Below are 15,035 nucleotides of genomic sequence, written 5' to 3'. Positions count from 1 at the left end.
TTCCTCTCCAATAAACACTATTTATTATTTCGGTGCACCTTTTGGTGAAAGTATTGATCCAATCCATAACAAAGGCCAATGCCCGCTAAATATCTAACAAGGTCGATCCACAGGAATCCTTTTCCGAGAATTAGACCACCCAATACTGTAGAACGGATGCTGTTGATCCATTCCGCTTGATACAGCTGGCTAAATTCTATACCGAAGCTAAACACCAAACTCCATATAAAGGCGAGCCTTAGCTTTTGATTTACCAGTAGGACCCGAAACATAAAATAAACCATGCTGCCCCAAAGCGCATCTCCGAAATGTCTAGATACAAACAACGGCAGCTGATCCGTGAACACTCTAGAGCTTAACCCCAATACAATAACAACGAGGCAGATACAAGTATAAAAAAGTCTTTCTTTCAGATCATTGATCCTCATGTCCAACCTCTATCCAGCTTCTGACTTAAAATTGATGCTTGCGATAATACTAATCATTGCGATATAAAACGGATAAATAATCATCGCTCCTATTATGATCAGTCCTGTTACCGGTGCAGGTTTATCATTGGGAACCACCAAGCCGGAAATTCTGCTGATTCGATAAATATTCAATGGCAGCTCTATTACAATAAACAACATAAAGGCATAAAGTACGCTTAGTGCATTCAGCTTTATAAAATATTTCATCTGTTCAGCACTTCGGAGTCCCACAGCCGCTCCACATGGGAAAGCTCCAATTCTTCAAATTCCAGCTTATAAATATCCGGCTTGGACGTCTGTTCAAAGAACTCATATCCATACTTCTTATCAAAGTAATTTAGGATAATGGTCATGATATTCCCGTGCGTACCTAATGCGATATTGCCGCCTTTATGCTGTTGAATTAATTGCTTGATGACAGGAATTGCACGCTCTTGTGCTTCCTGGGTACTCTCTCCATCCGGCATTTTATATTGCTTGTCGCTGAACGATGTCCGAATGCCCTGCAGAAAATCATCTTCACTGATTTCAATCTCGACACTTCCGATTGCTCGTTCTCTGAGTTCTTCATACAGTTCAATCTCTTGGTTCGAAGCTTCTGCCAAATACTTAATTGTCTCTACGGCTCGTCTATATGGACTAGAGACAAAATGTGTAATTTTCTCCTCCGCCAAAAGCTCTTTGATTCTATAAGCGTCGGCGTGTCCTTTTTCGGATAATCCCCGTTCCCGCTCATTCCCTAATACAAAAGGTGATACTGCATGTCTAACCATATAAATGTATGTCTTCATGAGGCACTCCTCTCAGTCACTCAAATATCGTTGCAGTCTTCTCTCGGTCTTTTATAAAAATCTCTCTAGGATAAAGAATTGCAATCTCTGGCAGCTCGTTCTCTTTGAAAAATTTAAATTCTTCGATCTCCCCATCTATAGCTCTAAGCGTTCCTCTGATGATAGAGCACTCAAATACAATAACCGTATATTCTACCTGATCGCCATTATTATATTCGTATCTATATTTTGCTCCACCAAAAACACCTAAAATCGACGTAGGATGAACCATCAACCCTGTCTCTTCATATACCTCTCTGCGTAAGGTTCTTCCGGGACGCTCCCCTGGCTCAATCGCTCCCGCAGGCAATCCCCACAAAGATTCCCCTGGCTTGCGGATGAACAGAATCTCATCCTCTTTATTTCTTATTACTGCAGCTACGGAAGGCATCATTAATAATTCTGAGCCCACTTTCCCACGAATCCCTTGATAGTACTCAGACATCGGCATATTGATCATCCATCCTCTCCGTAAATGGGTTTATAATCTTTCTTTTAAAAAGCTGATCACGTTTATTTTCTCACCATCTGGCTGAACATTACATTGGGATAACTCGACATTAAATCGCTCACCTGTCTCTATTAGTTCAATCGCTTTGCATACATATTCGATCTTCCCAGGACTACTACTCCATGCATCTCTTGTATCATCCTTTACCCAATGAAGCTCTTTACCATTAGAATAGAAATCATGAATTAACCGTCCACTATCCGTGGTTGGTTCAATCAACATCAGGTTATCCCCTTTACCTTCACTAAACCTTTGAACGGTTTCTTTCATCCTGTTTAAATCTTTTTGATCAAAATGTATTAAAATATCATCATGTTTAGACTCATCTGAGCCTGTCTCACCTAGATCGGCCGCCAACACGCCTACAAGCACAGCAATCATAAACAACTGCACAATGATTATCCATGTTCTAAATTTCATAGTTCCCCCTAAGTTCTTTCCTTGGACTTCCCGAAAACCCACTATATGTATATTAGACATCACTATGAAAGAATCCTTTAGATTTCACAATATGCATAACCGTGGACAAAAAAAGCTTCCGAACTCAAAAAATCCTGAGCTCCGGAAGCAGTTACAATGAGGTGAGACTTAGTGTTTACCTTTTGTGCCAGCAAGCTGTACGATCATAATGACAAGAACGAGCAAAGCAATGAGCTGATCAATACTCATCTGCGTCCGCCTCCTATCCCAAATGAAGGATGGCTCATCGGACGGCATTTCCTCTCCCAAGGACACTGCTTCGTTCCCCTTATACACACTATGTATCCTACAGCCTATTTATTACTTAAAGAATGAACCCGTCCATACGTGCGAGTTCCTGCTCGACCTCATCCAACTGATCTTCGCCAAATACTTTAAACCCATTTTTCCTCAACAGCTCCGTAGTGGTACCCTCTCCCGGTGCTTTCGTATCCTTAAAGGTTCCATCATAAATATACAGACTTCCGCATGAAGGACTATCTTGTTTTAAAATAGCTAATGCAACCTGATGCTCCATGGCCAGCTTTAGTGTGGCTTGAGCCCCCTTCATAAATGGCTCCGTAACATCGATGCCTGCCCCCGTCACAACCCGATCTTCTTGCCGCTGTGCGTCAGGACGAGGGGTTGGCAAACCTCCCACTACCTCAGGACAAATATGGACAAAACGCCCTTCCTCATACCACTTTAGGAATCGGGCATCGAGACACGGAACATCGCCATTATCATAACGTACTTTATGCCCTAACAGACATGCGCTCACTAGAATCTTCCCTGTCATCGTTATCGCCACCAGTCCGTCTAGTATTTAATATATTGCTATATTATTTATGACTAGAAACGGATATGCAATATCGAAATGCCTGTCCACGAAATGTTTGTGCTTGGTACACAAAAGAAGACTCGTGGTATACATATAGAAAATCATTATTTCTGATATTGCGGCGTTTTCTCCATCCGGTACCGGCTCCAGCAGGTCCATAATAAATCTGCCAAAAAGTAGAACCCCACGATTGGAAGCACGAATTTCCAAATAGGCTGAACACCCGAATATAAAAGCTCCATAAGCGGCTGAATTACATACACACTAGCTACTGAAAGCCCCCACCAATATAGAGAAAAACGCAGGCAAATATGCCCTTGCAGTTGATAAGACATTCCTGAGTAATCCCACCATTGCTTATGGAATACTGTTTTTAACAGCCAACCGCTTATAAATTCAACAGCAGAAGGAATGATTAGCGCAAGAAATAGGAAAAGCGGAAGTGGCAGCGTCAAATCTCTAGCAATCAATAGCAATAGTGGAGCAAAGCCATACATCGGCTTAAATGGACCTTTTAGAAATCCTTCTTTACGAAAGCTTCCATTACTGTATAGATTATAGGTCCCTTCCAATACCCAACCTAAAAAGGAATAGACCATAAAATAAAAAAAGTATTGGCCCACCACAGTAACTGCTATATCTCCACTTAACGAAAATATAGGAATAATCATGACCTAATCTCGCCTCCCGTTGTCATTATTTTCTTAGTTGTCCATCCGGCCCTATTATGTCTTGATCGTTCTGGAAATATGCGCACTAAAAAAGACATAACCCAAAAGGTTATGCCTCCATTCCAGAATGCCAGGAGTAAAAGTCTCCCACTTGTTACTTTCTAATTATTTATGCTCTTCTTCATGAGGTGTCGTCAGCAACTGATCGTCGTTCTGTTTCTTCAGTGCATCCATCTTAAGCTCACTGCGTACGCCAAAGTTTGAACCATACTTTTTCTCAAAGTTTCCTGCGAGAGCCTCACCACGTTTTTGCCGGTAACGGCTGTTCTCATTCCGACTACGCATTTCATTTCCTCCCCGTTGGCAAAGATCTGTGAAATTTGCGAAAAGCTAAGACGAACTTGGAGAAAACACTCTGATGCGGTTGTACTTTTATTTATTATACAATACTTACTATAATCATCAACAAAAACAGACTGTCCCCTAAAGGACAGTCTGTCTTCCGAATCATTTACTCCAAATTATCGGGAAGCGGATCTGGGTGTGAAGATTCAGCAGGTTTGGCTACCCACTCATCTGCCTCTGGCTCGATGTCTACACCGTTCTCCATCTTCTTAATTTCAGCTAATGAATCGCCTTCTTTATTTTCCTTGTTGCGGATTTCCGCTTCATCTTGTGTGTGATCGGACATGTGAAATCCTCCTCAGGTGCTTTGCTTTTTTTGTTCCTTAGTTATAGTTACCCGATGGAGTGTTTTGCAAACATAGTCCAATTAAAAGAATAATTTAGGGGTACATCATCCACGCTACTAGTGGGCCGATACAAGAGCCAACTATCGCGCAAACAGTCATAGCAACCGAGCTCATCGAAACGGATTGTTCACCATATTCCAAGGCCTTTGCTGTTCCTAGAGCATGAGAAGCGGTTCCTAGACCAATTCCGATTCCAACCTCACTTCGAATTCTAAACAGCTTGATGATAAAAGGTCCGCCAATCGCACCTGTAAATCCAGCAATCATAACAAATACAGAGGTTAAAGAAGAGTCCCCACCTAAGCCGTTCGAGATCTGTATCGCTACAGGCGTAGTGATCGATTTAGGTAATAAAGATAAAACATATAATTTAGAGAAGCCTAGACCTGCCGCCAAAAGCAGTCCACTAAACATCCCTATAAGCAGTCCTACAATTGCTCCGCCCAGAATCGCCGGGAGATTCTCAATCAACACATTACGTTGTTTATATAATGGGTAGGCTAATGATACTACAGCAGGACCGAGCAGCTGGTTAATCCATTGGCCGCCTTTCATATATGTATCATACGGAATATGAAAATATAGTAGTAAAGTTACAACAATCACTGTGGCTGTAAGCGCGGGAATAAGTACAGGAATACGAAATCGTCTATATACTACTGACATCATCAAGTAAATAGCTACGTTAAGCAGTACAATACCTGTTGCGATAAAAAACATTATATTTCCTTCCCCTTTTCGCTTAGTCTCTTGCCGCTCCATCCTGCTTTCAGCTTGTGGTTTACGCTAGTAAGCCATTGGCTAGAATGTGCAGCTGCGGCAATCGTGAGAACACTGCTAACGATAAGGATTAGGATTAATAGTAAACCTCTACCACTAAAGATATCCATATGATTCACGATCCCAGCTGTCGCTGGAATAAAAAATAACGGAAGATAAGCTAATATCGTTGTTGCACCCTCTTCAATCCACTTCACAGGCACGACCCTAAATAGCAATAGAACAAAAAGTAACAGTAATCCTACGATACTCCCGGAAACGGGGAGATGCAGTTGCTTTTGCAGATAGTCCCCAGCCAAGTAGAACAAATATAGCAGGAACACTTGGATAATAATGCGAATGATTTTCATGATGCAGGATCCCTTCATTATTAAGTTAAAGCGATAGCACTAATATTGAGTCACCTTCATAAGGGTATCAGAGTTTTCATGAAACTTTCAATTACTTTTTGAATCTTATAAGAAATATCGAAAAAAAACCTGCAAAATCTCCAGAATACAGAGACTTTACAGGCTAAAAGCTAACAATTCATTTTCGTTAAACCCACTGAATTACTTGCTCTGCACCTTGACGGGTCTTACCACGTGGTTCATTCAGGCGATATCCGAAAGCTGCCATACAGGAGATTCCAAAATGCTCAGCGTCCATAATCCCTTCTTCTTCCAGAATCTGCTCCACCTTAACTTTATCAAAACCTTCCATTGGGCAAGAGTCGATTCCGATTAACGCAGCTGAAGTCAGCATATTCCCAAGCGCCAGATAAGTCTGCCGGCAGCTCCATTCGAACATTGCCCGCTCATTCTCCATCAGTCCGAAATCAACCTTCAAGAACTTATCAAAAACTTTACGTTTTCCTTCCATTCCTTGCGGAGGCAACTCCTGCACATTCTCCATGATCCCTTTAATATAATCAGAGTCAGCAGCCATATCTTTAGGAAGACGTGAGAGAATAAGCACAAAATGGCTTGCGGTTGCCAATTGCTTTTGTGCGCCCCAGGCATAAGGACGTAATTTCTCACGTACTTCCGGACTTTGCACTACCACAAAACGCCAAGGCTCGAATCCGAATGAACTTGGTGACAATCGTCCAGTTTCCAGAATAAATTGAAAGTCCGATTCACTAATTTTTTTATGGCTATCGAATTCTTTAGTTGCATGTCTAAACTGATATGCAGACAGGATTTCATTCTTGTTTAACGATAAAGTATCCATGAGTAACACTCCCTTTACTTGGTTAGAATCGACGGGCATTTGACTGTTTGCCGATCACATGCTTAATATTAGTGTATATATCACTTCTTTAAAAGTACGCACAATAATGTTATGTAGTATACAAAATGATACCATGGGAGTTGAACAGCTATGCGTGACCGAAAAGGTGGCTTCGGAAATTTCCCAGAAAGCAATAAAGAAGCTTGCCCTGTAGAATTTACACTGGACGTTATAGGCGGCAAATGGAAAGGAATTCTCATCTATCACTTGATTGATAGCACGAAACGTTTTAACGAATTCCGCCGGATCTGCCCGGGCATTACCCAACGTATGCTGACCCTGCAACTAAGAGAGTTGGAAGAGGATGGGGTTGTACACCGTGAGGTCTACCATCAGGTTCCCCCAAAAGTCGAATACTCTTTAACTGAATTCGGCAAGACACTGATTCCTATTATTAAACTCATGAAAGATTGGGGCGAGGTGTACAAAACAAAACAGCTTTCCGCAGAAAGCTGTCCTGAAGGTACAGATATTACGGTGTAGCTTAATGCTGCACCATTTATTTTTCCCCATTAAAAAACGCTTCAGCTTTTTCCTTATGTTCGTTGGTTACCTGACCGGATATCGCTTTTATGCCTGCTGCGATAATCGCTGCATCATCTGTAAATCCAAGGCCTAGAATCGCATCGGGTATAGCATCTATAGGAGAAATAAAATAAGCCAATGCACCGAAAGCAATTCCTTTCGCCCATAAAGGTGTTTTAGCGTCGACGGCACAATAATACATTGCGATAGCATCTTTAGTAAATGGAATTTTGCCTGCAAACTTTTTAGTTTTCGTCCAAAAATTTTGCGTTACCATTTCCTCATTTTCTTTGCTATATGGAAATTCCTCTGCAGTGAGCTCCATGCTAGTCTTGACCTTATCTTTCTTCATTGCCGGTTCCCTCCGAAAGGTTCATGTGACGTACATACCTAAAGTATTCCCTCAATTGATGTTTATATCTTTAAGATAAACTAAAGTCCGTATCCTGAACCTACTTACAATTAATTGATCGCTTTGATTTTCGTTAAATCGCTGCTGCATAACACTTCAAGATTCTTAAAAATCCGCTCAGCATCCCAATCCCACCACTTAAGCGCTTCAAGATATTCGATCATTTCATCATCAAAACGTTGTCTAATCACTTTGCAGGGATTTCCTCCAGCTACACTATACGCCGGGATATCCTTTACAACTGTAGAATTGGCTGCGATAACTGCTCCGTTTCCAATATGCACACCTGGCATAACCGTAACATTTTGTCCAATCCAAACATCGTTTCCGATGACTGTATCACCTTTTAGCGGCAGATCTTTTAAATCCGGGACCACCTGGTCCCAGCCATGGGCCATGATATTAAACGGATAGGTCGAAACCGAATTCATCCGGTGGTTGGCACCATTCATAACAAACTCAATGCCTTTGGCAATCGCGCAGAATTTTCCAATAATAAGCTTGTCGCCAATAAAATCATAATGATGAGTCACACGTTCCTCAAACTTCTCTGCACCGTTTATATCATCATAATAGGTATAATCGCCAACAATGATATTGTCTCTTGTAATCGCATTTTTTATATAGCAGATACTTTTAATTTGTTCATTGGGATAGAGCGTATCCGGGTTCGGTCCATATTGTTTCATAGTTTGCGCCTCGCTCTCTTTTGGATAAAACATAGCAGAGATCAGAGCTGAATTCAAATCATGTACGATTCATAAATATAAAAAAGCGGCTACCTGCCGGTAACCGCCTATCTTTTATCTACTTATATTGTTAAAGCTCGTTCTGCTTCACTTCTACTTCTACCTTTTCGATAAAACCTCAGCCTCATACTGTTTTACTTCATCTAGCCAGCTTTCCCGGACCGGTACGCCATTCTTCGCACAATAATAATCCCAAATGGCTCCAAACGGATACGATTTAAATTCCTCAACCAAAGCAAGTCTTGAAGTGTAATCTCCATCCAGCTCAATTTGCTTTAATTGCCCGATTGGCTCCAGCATGGCACGAAGCAAAGCTTTTAATGTATTGCGTGTTCCGATCACCCAAGCAGCAATATGATTAATGCTTCCGTCAAAAAAATCTAATCCAATATGCGTTCTGTCCAGAAACCGGCCACGAACCAGTTCACGGGCAATCTCGAGCAGCTCATCGTCCATAGTTACCACATGATCACTATCCCAGCGTACTGGACGGCTAACATGCAGCAGCAATTGATCCCCAAATAGCAGCCAGGAAGACAGCTTATTCGAAATCATTTCGGTTGGATGGAAATGCCCCGCATCGAAGCACACCGCCTTGCCCCGGCTTAGCGCATAACCCATATAGAATTCATGTGAGCCAACTACGTAACTTTCCGAACCAATACCAAACAGCTTACTTTCTACGGCATCAATGTTATATTGCTGATCGATTTCCTCGCTGAAGATTTCATCGAGTGACTGCTGAAGCCGTACCCTTGGTGACAAGCGGTCAATCGGCGTATCTTTATAACCATCTGGAACCCAAAAATTAGTAACACAAGGCTGACCTAATGCTTGGCCAAAGGACTCGGCGATTCGACGTGAGGCCTTGCAATGAGCGATCCAGAAGTTGCGGATTTCAGGATCTGGGTGACTCAGTGTGAAGCCATCGTTTGCTTTTTCATGAGAAAAACAGGTAGGATTGAAATCCAATCCTAGTCCCTGCTCCTTGGCCCAGCTCACCCATCGCTCAAAATGCCTAGGCTCTAACGCATCGAGATCTACAGTCTCTTCTGTATCCGCATAAATAGCATGTAAATTTATTTTATGTTGCCCTGGGATGAGTGCTAGAGCCTGTTCCAAATCCCGGCGCAGCTCCTCCGGATTCCCGGCCCGCCCCGGGTAACTTCCGGTGACTGCGATCCCGCCGCTCAGTTCTTTTTCCTTATTCAAAAAACCCTTCACATCATCACCTTGCCAACAATGCAAAGAAATCTTAATTTCCGCTAGCTGCTCCAACACCTTATCTACGTCGATCCCATGCTGTGCGTAAAGCTTTTTCGCTTCATTGTAGCTGTTCTGAATGCTCTGTAAGCTCTCTTTACTCTGCTCCATGTTGAGCCTCCTGATTTTTAACTTAGTTTGTTTTAGATGAGGCATTTCTGCCTCTCTTTGGCTCGTTTTCCACTATACTTAGCTACTAATTAACGACCTGCAGCCGGGCGAACTGTGCCAAAGCCGCTTCTTTGGTCGTGGGGTCCATCCCCTTCGGTATATAAGATGTTACTTGGAATGAACGACTTATAATTTCTCTCGCCTCTTGAAGATCAGTTACAGCACCCGTGCTGATCATCTGCACCACCAGATTGCCTAAAGCCGTAGATTCCGTTGGTCCGGCGTGAATTTCCATCTCCAGCAGATCTGCCGTAATCTGGCACAACAGACCGTTATTCGCACCTCCGCCAACGATATGCAATCTCTCTAAGCTGTCACCCGTCAATTGCTGGAGATCCTGAATGTAGAAATAATAAGATAAAGCAAGACTATCAAATACACATCGAGCCATTTCCCCAGGCGTTTGAGGAACCAATTGTCCTGCTTCCACACAATAGCTGCGGATCTCGTCAACCATGCTCGGTGGATTCATGAAGCGTTCATCATTGCAATAAATGATCGATCTAAAAGGGATTTCTTGTGCTGCCAGCTCTACCAGCTCGCCGAAGCTGTATTGTCCGCCGTACTCCTCACGAACCTTTTGAATTAACCACATGCCCATAATGTTTTTAAGAAACCGGAATGTGCCGTAGGCTCCCCATTCATTCGTATAGTTTCGTAACATTGCCTCTGGACTTGTGATGGCTGAAACCCGTTCCACCCCGATAAGTGACCAAGTACCACTACTGAGAAATCCCCATTTCTCGCTGTTTGCCGGAACCCCTAATACAGCTGATGCTGTATCATGAGAGGCTACTGCTATGAACTCGCAATCTGGAAGATCGCCGCGAGCCGCCAAGTCCTCCGTCAACCGCCCAACGGATTCCCCAGGTTCTGTTAAGGGAGGAAATTGCTCTTTTGAAAGACCAAGCACCGACAGAAGATCCGCATCGTAATCACGAGTGTGAAGATTCAGCATCCCAGAGGTGGAACCTATCGTCACTTCACTAATCTTGCGACCCGTAAGCCGATAATAAAGATAATCAGGGACCAAGAGGATGGAATGTGCTGCTTCCAGCTCCGCCTGATCATGCACAAACAGCTGATACAACGTATTTATCGGGAGATATTGTATCCCCACTTTTTCGTAAACGCTTTCAGTTGAGATGTTACGATGCAGCCTCTCTATCGCTCCATCCGTTCGGGAGTCACGATAAGAAAAAACCTCATGGATCCGTGCCCCCTCCTGATCGAGAAGTACATAATCGACACCCCAAGTATCGATGCCCACAGTGCAGCGCTCGATCCCTCTAGCCTTGGCCTGCTGTAAGCCCTTGACGATTTCAGCAACTAAATAATCTATATCCCAATATAGATTACCATTTTGTTCAGCGAATCCATTACTGAAGCGATGAATTTCTTCTATAGACAGGGTTCCTCCCGGCTGCTGCAAGGTTCCACAAACCACTCTCCCACTAGAGGCTCCGATATCAACAGCAATATGATTCTGAATTTGATTATGAGCTTGTGTATTCATACCATACAACACTCCTTATCTCCTATCAGCCTACTAGCAAAGCAAATACGATTCCTGGACCATGCACGCCTATCGTCAGATCATTCTCAATATCCGCTGAACGGCTAGGTCCGGAGATAAAATGGATGCCCGCCGGCAGCCCCGATGGCCCAGCTTCATCAAAATCAATAAGCACCTCACCGAGACGAGTCTTCAGCCGCTCCAATGGAACGATGGCAATTAATGCGGTAGGCAATAAGCTGACTGAACGGCCTTTATCCTCAGAGGACAGCACAGTAATGGAGCCTGTATAGGCAACTGCATAATCCGCAATCACAATTCCAATATCAGCCTCGGCCGCCCTAGCTTTCCATGCCTCCTGATCATCTGTATTCCAGACAGAGACCTGTGTATCTGTGAGTTCCTCCTCTAGTCGAAGTACTGCCAGCTCGGTGACATTTTGCCGGAGAATATACCGTGCGAGCATCTCATTGACTTTGCTGACGATGAAAGCCTTGGCTTCCTCCATATCCTGCACACGAAATACATGACCACCGGCGCTTTGAAAGTTCGCCGTAAATTGTTCAATCCTTTCCTCCGGACTCCACTGGAATTGCTGCCAGTACTGCGGTGGGCCGCGAAAAGGATGTGCAGGAGCTTCAGTAATTCTCGGCCGCTTCAGGCGGCGAGCGATATCATTCATGAATGCCTGCTGCTGTTCACGTGAATCCTGCTCCATACGTTCCAACCAGTTACTGTGCGTCTCTTCAGTCATGTCCGGCCCCTCCTTCCAGCGCTTCCCGCTTCCGCTTCGCCAGTAAATCTTCCATTCGCTTCTGTATCGCCGGTTCCATTTCGCGACTGTTCTTATCCAGCTCCTGTTGCAGCCCCTTCCAGCTCTCACGGAAGGATTGATCTGCCAGCTTCGGGGCGATCCGATAATTGTTCCAGCCTTTCAGCGGCCCCAGTTTCGACGGAATTCCTCCGTCTCGCACGAGCAGCTTTTGCCCGATTCTACCTACCTTCATCACATTACTAAATCGCTGTGACTTCGCCATGATCGCCCCAAAACCCTTCATGCCGAGACCTTCTGCCTTATCCCCATAACCACGTTCTACCTTCCGCCGCCGTAAATAGATGAGCATATCATGCAGAGGGATTTTGACCGGACAGGCTTCATAACATGCTCCGCACAGGCTAGAGGCTGAGGCGATGTCATCCCATTGATCTACATTTTTATTCAACGCCGGAGTCAACACCGCTCCTATAGGTCCGCTATACGTTCCCCCATATGCATGACCGCCAATATGACGGTAGACAGGACAAGCATTCAGACAAGCTCCACAGCGGATGCAGTTCAGCAGCTCCTGAAACTCAGGATCGCCTAGCTGCTCAGATCGACCATTATCAAGAATAATAATATGCTGCTCTTCCGGCCCATCACCGTCATTATCCCTGCGGGGACCAGAAATACCCGACATATATACCGTTAACTTCTGCCCTGTTGCCGAACGAGGCAATAATGTAGCCATCACTTCAAGATCACTCCACGAAGGAATAATCCGCTCCATCCCCATCAGGGTAATTTGTGTTTTCGGTAAAGTGGTGACCATACGAGCGTTGCCTTCATTCTCGAACAGCACCATCGAACCCGTCTCTGCAATAGCAAAGTTACAGCCAGTCATTCCAATATCCGCATCAAGGAACTTCTCTCTCAGCTTTCGCCGTACAAATCCAGCAAGGATAGTAGTTTCAGGCAAAAGCTCCTCCCCTGCCTCTTTGGACAACAGCTCTGCAATCTGGTAGCGGTTCTTATGAATCGCCGGAATAATGATATGTGACGGGGTTTCCCCGGCAAGCTGGATAATATACTCCCCCAGATCCGTCTCTATGGTCTCCACGCCAATGGATTCCAGCGCCTTATTTAAATGCAGCTCCTCAGTAACCATTGATTTGGATTTGACCACAGAAGCTGCCTGTTTTCGCTGCGCGATTTCAAGGGCAATCTTCACAGCCTCTTCACCCGTTGCTGCAAAATGAATATGTGTCCCGTTTGCTCTTGCCTTGTCTGCAAAAAGGTTCAAATAGTAATCAAGATGGGCGATCGTGTGTAGACGAATTTGCCGCCCACGTTCACGCCACTCTTCCCAGTGGCCATGATCGTTAGCTGCTTTTTGTTTTCCATCACGCAGTCTCTCCGTGGTAAAACGAACAGCCTTGCGTAAAAAGTCATTATTCAGCGCCAATTCTGCACGTTCTTTTACTGTTGCTGGCTTTCCATTCTCTGAACTCGCCGTGGAATTGGTGGTGGCTTGGCTCATTTATCAGTCACCCCCTCATACAGCAGTTCTGCTAAATGCATAACTCGAACGGGCTCGCGGCGGTAACGCAGATTCCCGGCAATATTCATCAGACAACCCATATCCAGACCCGTTAGGATTTCTGCTTCCGTCTCCAGCACATGATCTGACTTCTCAGTGACCATCGCCCCGGAGATATCAGACATTTTCACGGCAAAGGTTCCACCAAACCCACAGCAGTCCTCAGCAAAAGGCAGTGGTACCAGCTGCATCGCCTTCACATTTTGCATAAGCTGCATAGGTTCGTCGCGAATCCCTAGAATCCTTGTGCCATGACAGGAAGGATGATAGGTAACCTTATGCGGAAACACTGCTCCAAGATCAGTTACGCCAAGTACCTGCACCATAAACTGACTGAATTCATAGGATTTGCGTTGCAAATTCTGCGCCTTGACCAGATTAACCGGATCATCCTGAAACAGCTTAGGGTAATGATGAAGCATCCCCGTACAGGATCCGGAAGGTGCAATGACAAAATCACTGTCATCAAAAGCCTGTAGAATCGTAAGTGCAGCTTGCCGCGCTTCATTCCAATATCCACTGTTGTACGCAGGCTGTCCGCAGCAAGTCTGCACCTCCGGGAACTCCAGCTGTACGCCATACCTGGCCAGCAGACGAGCCATGGCTTCCCCGACCTTCGGGAACACGGCATCGCTGACGCAAGTTATAAACATCGATACCTTCATGCCTTCACCTCCTGCACAACTATTTACTACACCGTCGTTATTGCGATGTTCAGCTTCTGCAACTGCTTCATTTGTTCTCCAACAGGGCTGTAATCCGTTATTAGGACATCCACATCACTAGGAGCCGCAAAATGTGTGAACGCTTGTATTCCAAATTTACTGGAATCACATAATAAGATCACTTGCTCCGCTATAGAAATCATCTTTCGTTTCACCATAGCTTGCAGCTCATTTGATTCACTAGCGCCTCGTTCGAGATGAAACCCTTTGCAGGAAAAAAACATCTTATCCACGTGATACAATTCAAGCGAACGTTCTGCTAAATGACCAACATAGGACATTGATCTGCGGCTCAGCTGTCCGCCTGTAGAAAAGACCTCGATCCGCTCCTTCCCGCTTAACTCTGCTGCCACTCTAGTAGAATTGGTCAACACAGTAAGCGGCATATCCGGCAAATGCGAAGCCATATACCAAGCCGTTGTACTGGCATCCAGCAGAATTCGATCGCCCGGCTTAATCATCATGACCGCCTCACGGGCAATCCGCTGTTTCTCCGCTGCATTCATGATTTCTCGTTCGGCATAAGGGGTCTCCGGTTGCCGGTCACGCAGGCTAACTGCTCCGCCATGCGAACGCAGCAGCCGCCCCGCTTTTTCCAATCGATCCAGATCGCGGCGAATGGTTTCTTCCGTCACTTGGCATAATGTACTCAATTCTGAGACACGGATGCTGCCGCGTTCATTCACTAGTTCTACGATTCGTTCATATCTGTCTGCAATCAGCATGAT

Annotated in this window: 22 protein-coding genes; 1 reads left to right on the top strand and 21 read right to left on the bottom strand. The window is 44.6% G+C overall.

Annotated features, from left to right (window positions below):
* Nucleotides 1-17: 17 nt before the first annotated feature.
* From MKZ09_RS12415 to MKZ09_RS12355, 13 genes are all read right to left on the bottom strand, one after another.
* On the bottom strand, nucleotides 18-428 hold the full coding sequence (locus tag MKZ09_RS12415; protein WP_076138835.1) for a ribosomal maturation YjgA family protein: 411 nt from the start codon (nucleotides 426-428) through the stop codon (nucleotides 18-20).
* Between the two features lie 9 nt (nucleotides 429-437).
* A complete protein-coding gene (locus MKZ09_RS12410; RefSeq protein ID WP_076138834.1) occupies nucleotides 438-677 on the bottom strand; it encodes a hypothetical protein in 240 nt (79 codons plus the stop codon).
* Nucleotides 674-1,261: a histidine phosphatase family protein gene (locus MKZ09_RS12405; protein ID WP_076138833.1), complete on the bottom strand. Its 588-nt coding sequence runs from the start codon at nucleotides 1,259-1,261 to the stop codon at nucleotides 674-676. The genes MKZ09_RS12410 and MKZ09_RS12405 overlap by 4 nt, the downstream gene beginning before the upstream one ends.
* A gap of 16 nt (nucleotides 1,262-1,277) precedes the next feature.
* Nucleotides 1,278-1,751 carry an NUDIX domain-containing protein gene (locus tag MKZ09_RS12400; protein WP_076138860.1) on the bottom strand — a complete coding sequence of 158 codons (474 nt, stop codon included), beginning with the start codon at nucleotides 1,749-1,751 and terminating at the stop codon, nucleotides 1,278-1,280.
* Between the two features lie 30 nt (nucleotides 1,752-1,781).
* On the bottom strand, nucleotides 1,782-2,231 hold the full coding sequence (locus tag MKZ09_RS12395; protein WP_076138832.1) for a DUF4362 domain-containing protein: 450 nt from the start codon (nucleotides 2,229-2,231) through the stop codon (nucleotides 1,782-1,784).
* A 168-nt stretch (nucleotides 2,232-2,399) separates the two neighbouring features.
* The gene (locus tag MKZ09_RS12390) at nucleotides 2,400-2,546 is read right to left on the bottom strand and encodes a hypothetical protein (RefSeq protein WP_155288116.1); all 147 of its coding nucleotides are present in this window, start codon (nucleotides 2,544-2,546) and stop codon (nucleotides 2,400-2,402) included.
* 49 nt (nucleotides 2,547-2,595) lie between these two features.
* On the bottom strand, nucleotides 2,596-3,069 hold the full coding sequence (locus MKZ09_RS12385) for a DUF523 domain-containing protein (RefSeq protein ID WP_076138831.1): 474 nt from the start codon (nucleotides 3,067-3,069) through the stop codon (nucleotides 2,596-2,598).
* A gap of 146 nt (nucleotides 3,070-3,215) precedes the next feature.
* Nucleotides 3,216-3,782, bottom strand: a complete 567-nt coding sequence (locus MKZ09_RS12380; protein ID WP_076138830.1) for a putative ABC transporter permease — start codon at nucleotides 3,780-3,782, stop codon at nucleotides 3,216-3,218.
* Between the two features lie 165 nt (nucleotides 3,783-3,947).
* On the bottom strand, nucleotides 3,948-4,127 hold the full coding sequence (locus MKZ09_RS12375; protein ID WP_038570027.1) for a hypothetical protein: 180 nt from the start codon (nucleotides 4,125-4,127) through the stop codon (nucleotides 3,948-3,950).
* 166 nt (nucleotides 4,128-4,293) lie between these two features.
* Entirely contained in the window at nucleotides 4,294-4,473 is a 180-nt protein-coding gene (locus tag MKZ09_RS12370; protein WP_036689781.1) for a hypothetical protein, read from the bottom strand.
* A gap of 94 nt (nucleotides 4,474-4,567) precedes the next feature.
* Nucleotides 4,568-5,254: an LrgB family protein gene (locus MKZ09_RS12365; RefSeq protein ID WP_076208164.1), complete on the bottom strand. Its 687-nt coding sequence runs from the start codon at nucleotides 5,252-5,254 to the stop codon at nucleotides 4,568-4,570.
* Complete coding sequence (locus MKZ09_RS12360) at nucleotides 5,254-5,664, bottom strand: CidA/LrgA family holin-like protein (protein WP_076208166.1); 411 nt, start codon at nucleotides 5,662-5,664, stop codon at nucleotides 5,254-5,256. The genes MKZ09_RS12365 and MKZ09_RS12360 overlap by 1 nt, the downstream gene beginning before the upstream one ends.
* Before the next feature lie 187 nt (nucleotides 5,665-5,851).
* Nucleotides 5,852-6,526 (bottom strand): NAD(P)H-dependent oxidoreductase, encoded by a 675-nt coding sequence (locus tag MKZ09_RS12355; protein WP_076208169.1) that lies wholly within the window; start codon nucleotides 6,524-6,526, stop codon nucleotides 5,852-5,854.
* A 150-nt stretch (nucleotides 6,527-6,676) separates the two neighbouring features.
* Between MKZ09_RS12355 and MKZ09_RS12350 the strand changes: the two genes are divergently transcribed.
* Entirely contained in the window at nucleotides 6,677-7,069 is a 393-nt protein-coding gene (locus tag MKZ09_RS12350) for a winged helix-turn-helix transcriptional regulator (protein WP_076138826.1), read from the top strand.
* Between the two features lie 16 nt (nucleotides 7,070-7,085).
* On the opposite strand, the gene MKZ09_RS12345 is transcribed toward MKZ09_RS12350, so the two are convergent.
* The 8 genes from MKZ09_RS12345 to MKZ09_RS12310 all read right to left on the bottom strand — a co-directional run bounded on the left by MKZ09_RS12345 (nucleotide 7,086) and on the right by MKZ09_RS12310 (nucleotide 15,032).
* A complete protein-coding gene (locus MKZ09_RS12345) occupies nucleotides 7,086-7,463 on the bottom strand; it encodes a YkvA family protein (RefSeq protein ID WP_081389201.1) in 378 nt (125 codons plus the stop codon).
* Between the two features lie 110 nt (nucleotides 7,464-7,573).
* Nucleotides 7,574-8,212, bottom strand: coding sequence for a Vat family streptogramin A O-acetyltransferase (locus tag MKZ09_RS12340; protein WP_076138825.1), 639 nt, complete (start codon nucleotides 8,210-8,212; stop codon nucleotides 7,574-7,576).
* Nucleotides 8,213-8,371: 159 nt separating this feature from the next.
* Nucleotides 8,372-9,646 carry an L-rhamnose isomerase gene (gene rhaA / locus MKZ09_RS12335; protein ID WP_076138824.1) on the bottom strand — a complete coding sequence of 425 codons (1,275 nt, stop codon included), beginning with the start codon at nucleotides 9,644-9,646 and terminating at the stop codon, nucleotides 8,372-8,374.
* A gap of 85 nt (nucleotides 9,647-9,731) precedes the next feature.
* The gene (rhaB, locus tag MKZ09_RS12330; RefSeq protein ID WP_256715257.1) at nucleotides 9,732-11,222 is read right to left on the bottom strand and encodes a rhamnulokinase; all 1,491 of its coding nucleotides are present in this window, start codon (nucleotides 11,220-11,222) and stop codon (nucleotides 9,732-9,734) included.
* A 25-nt stretch (nucleotides 11,223-11,247) separates the two neighbouring features.
* Nucleotides 11,248-11,976 (bottom strand): LutC/YkgG family protein, encoded by a 729-nt coding sequence (locus tag MKZ09_RS12325; protein ID WP_076208171.1) that lies wholly within the window; start codon nucleotides 11,974-11,976, stop codon nucleotides 11,248-11,250.
* Complete coding sequence (locus MKZ09_RS12320; RefSeq protein WP_076138863.1) at nucleotides 11,969-13,522, bottom strand: LutB/LldF family L-lactate oxidation iron-sulfur protein; 1,554 nt, start codon at nucleotides 13,520-13,522, stop codon at nucleotides 11,969-11,971. The genes MKZ09_RS12325 and MKZ09_RS12320 overlap by 8 nt, the downstream gene beginning before the upstream one ends.
* A complete protein-coding gene (locus tag MKZ09_RS12315) occupies nucleotides 13,519-14,247 on the bottom strand; it encodes a (Fe-S)-binding protein (protein WP_076208174.1) in 729 nt (242 codons plus the stop codon). Before MKZ09_RS12315 ends, MKZ09_RS12320 begins: the two co-directional genes overlap by 4 nt.
* A gap of 26 nt (nucleotides 14,248-14,273) precedes the next feature.
* A complete protein-coding gene (locus MKZ09_RS12310; protein ID WP_076138864.1) occupies nucleotides 14,274-15,032 on the bottom strand; it encodes a DeoR/GlpR family DNA-binding transcription regulator in 759 nt (252 codons plus the stop codon).
* Between the last annotated feature and the right edge of the window lie 3 nt (nucleotides 15,033-15,035).

It is taken from the genome of Paenibacillus sp. FSL R5-0908 (assembly GCF_038006245.1).
In the GTDB taxonomy this organism is placed as follows: Bacteria; Bacillota; Bacilli; order Paenibacillales; family Paenibacillaceae; genus Paenibacillus_AQ; species Paenibacillus_AQ odorifer.
The sequence above is the reverse complement of the archived record's forward strand: the minus strand, read 5'-3'. Positions and strand labels throughout refer to the sequence as shown.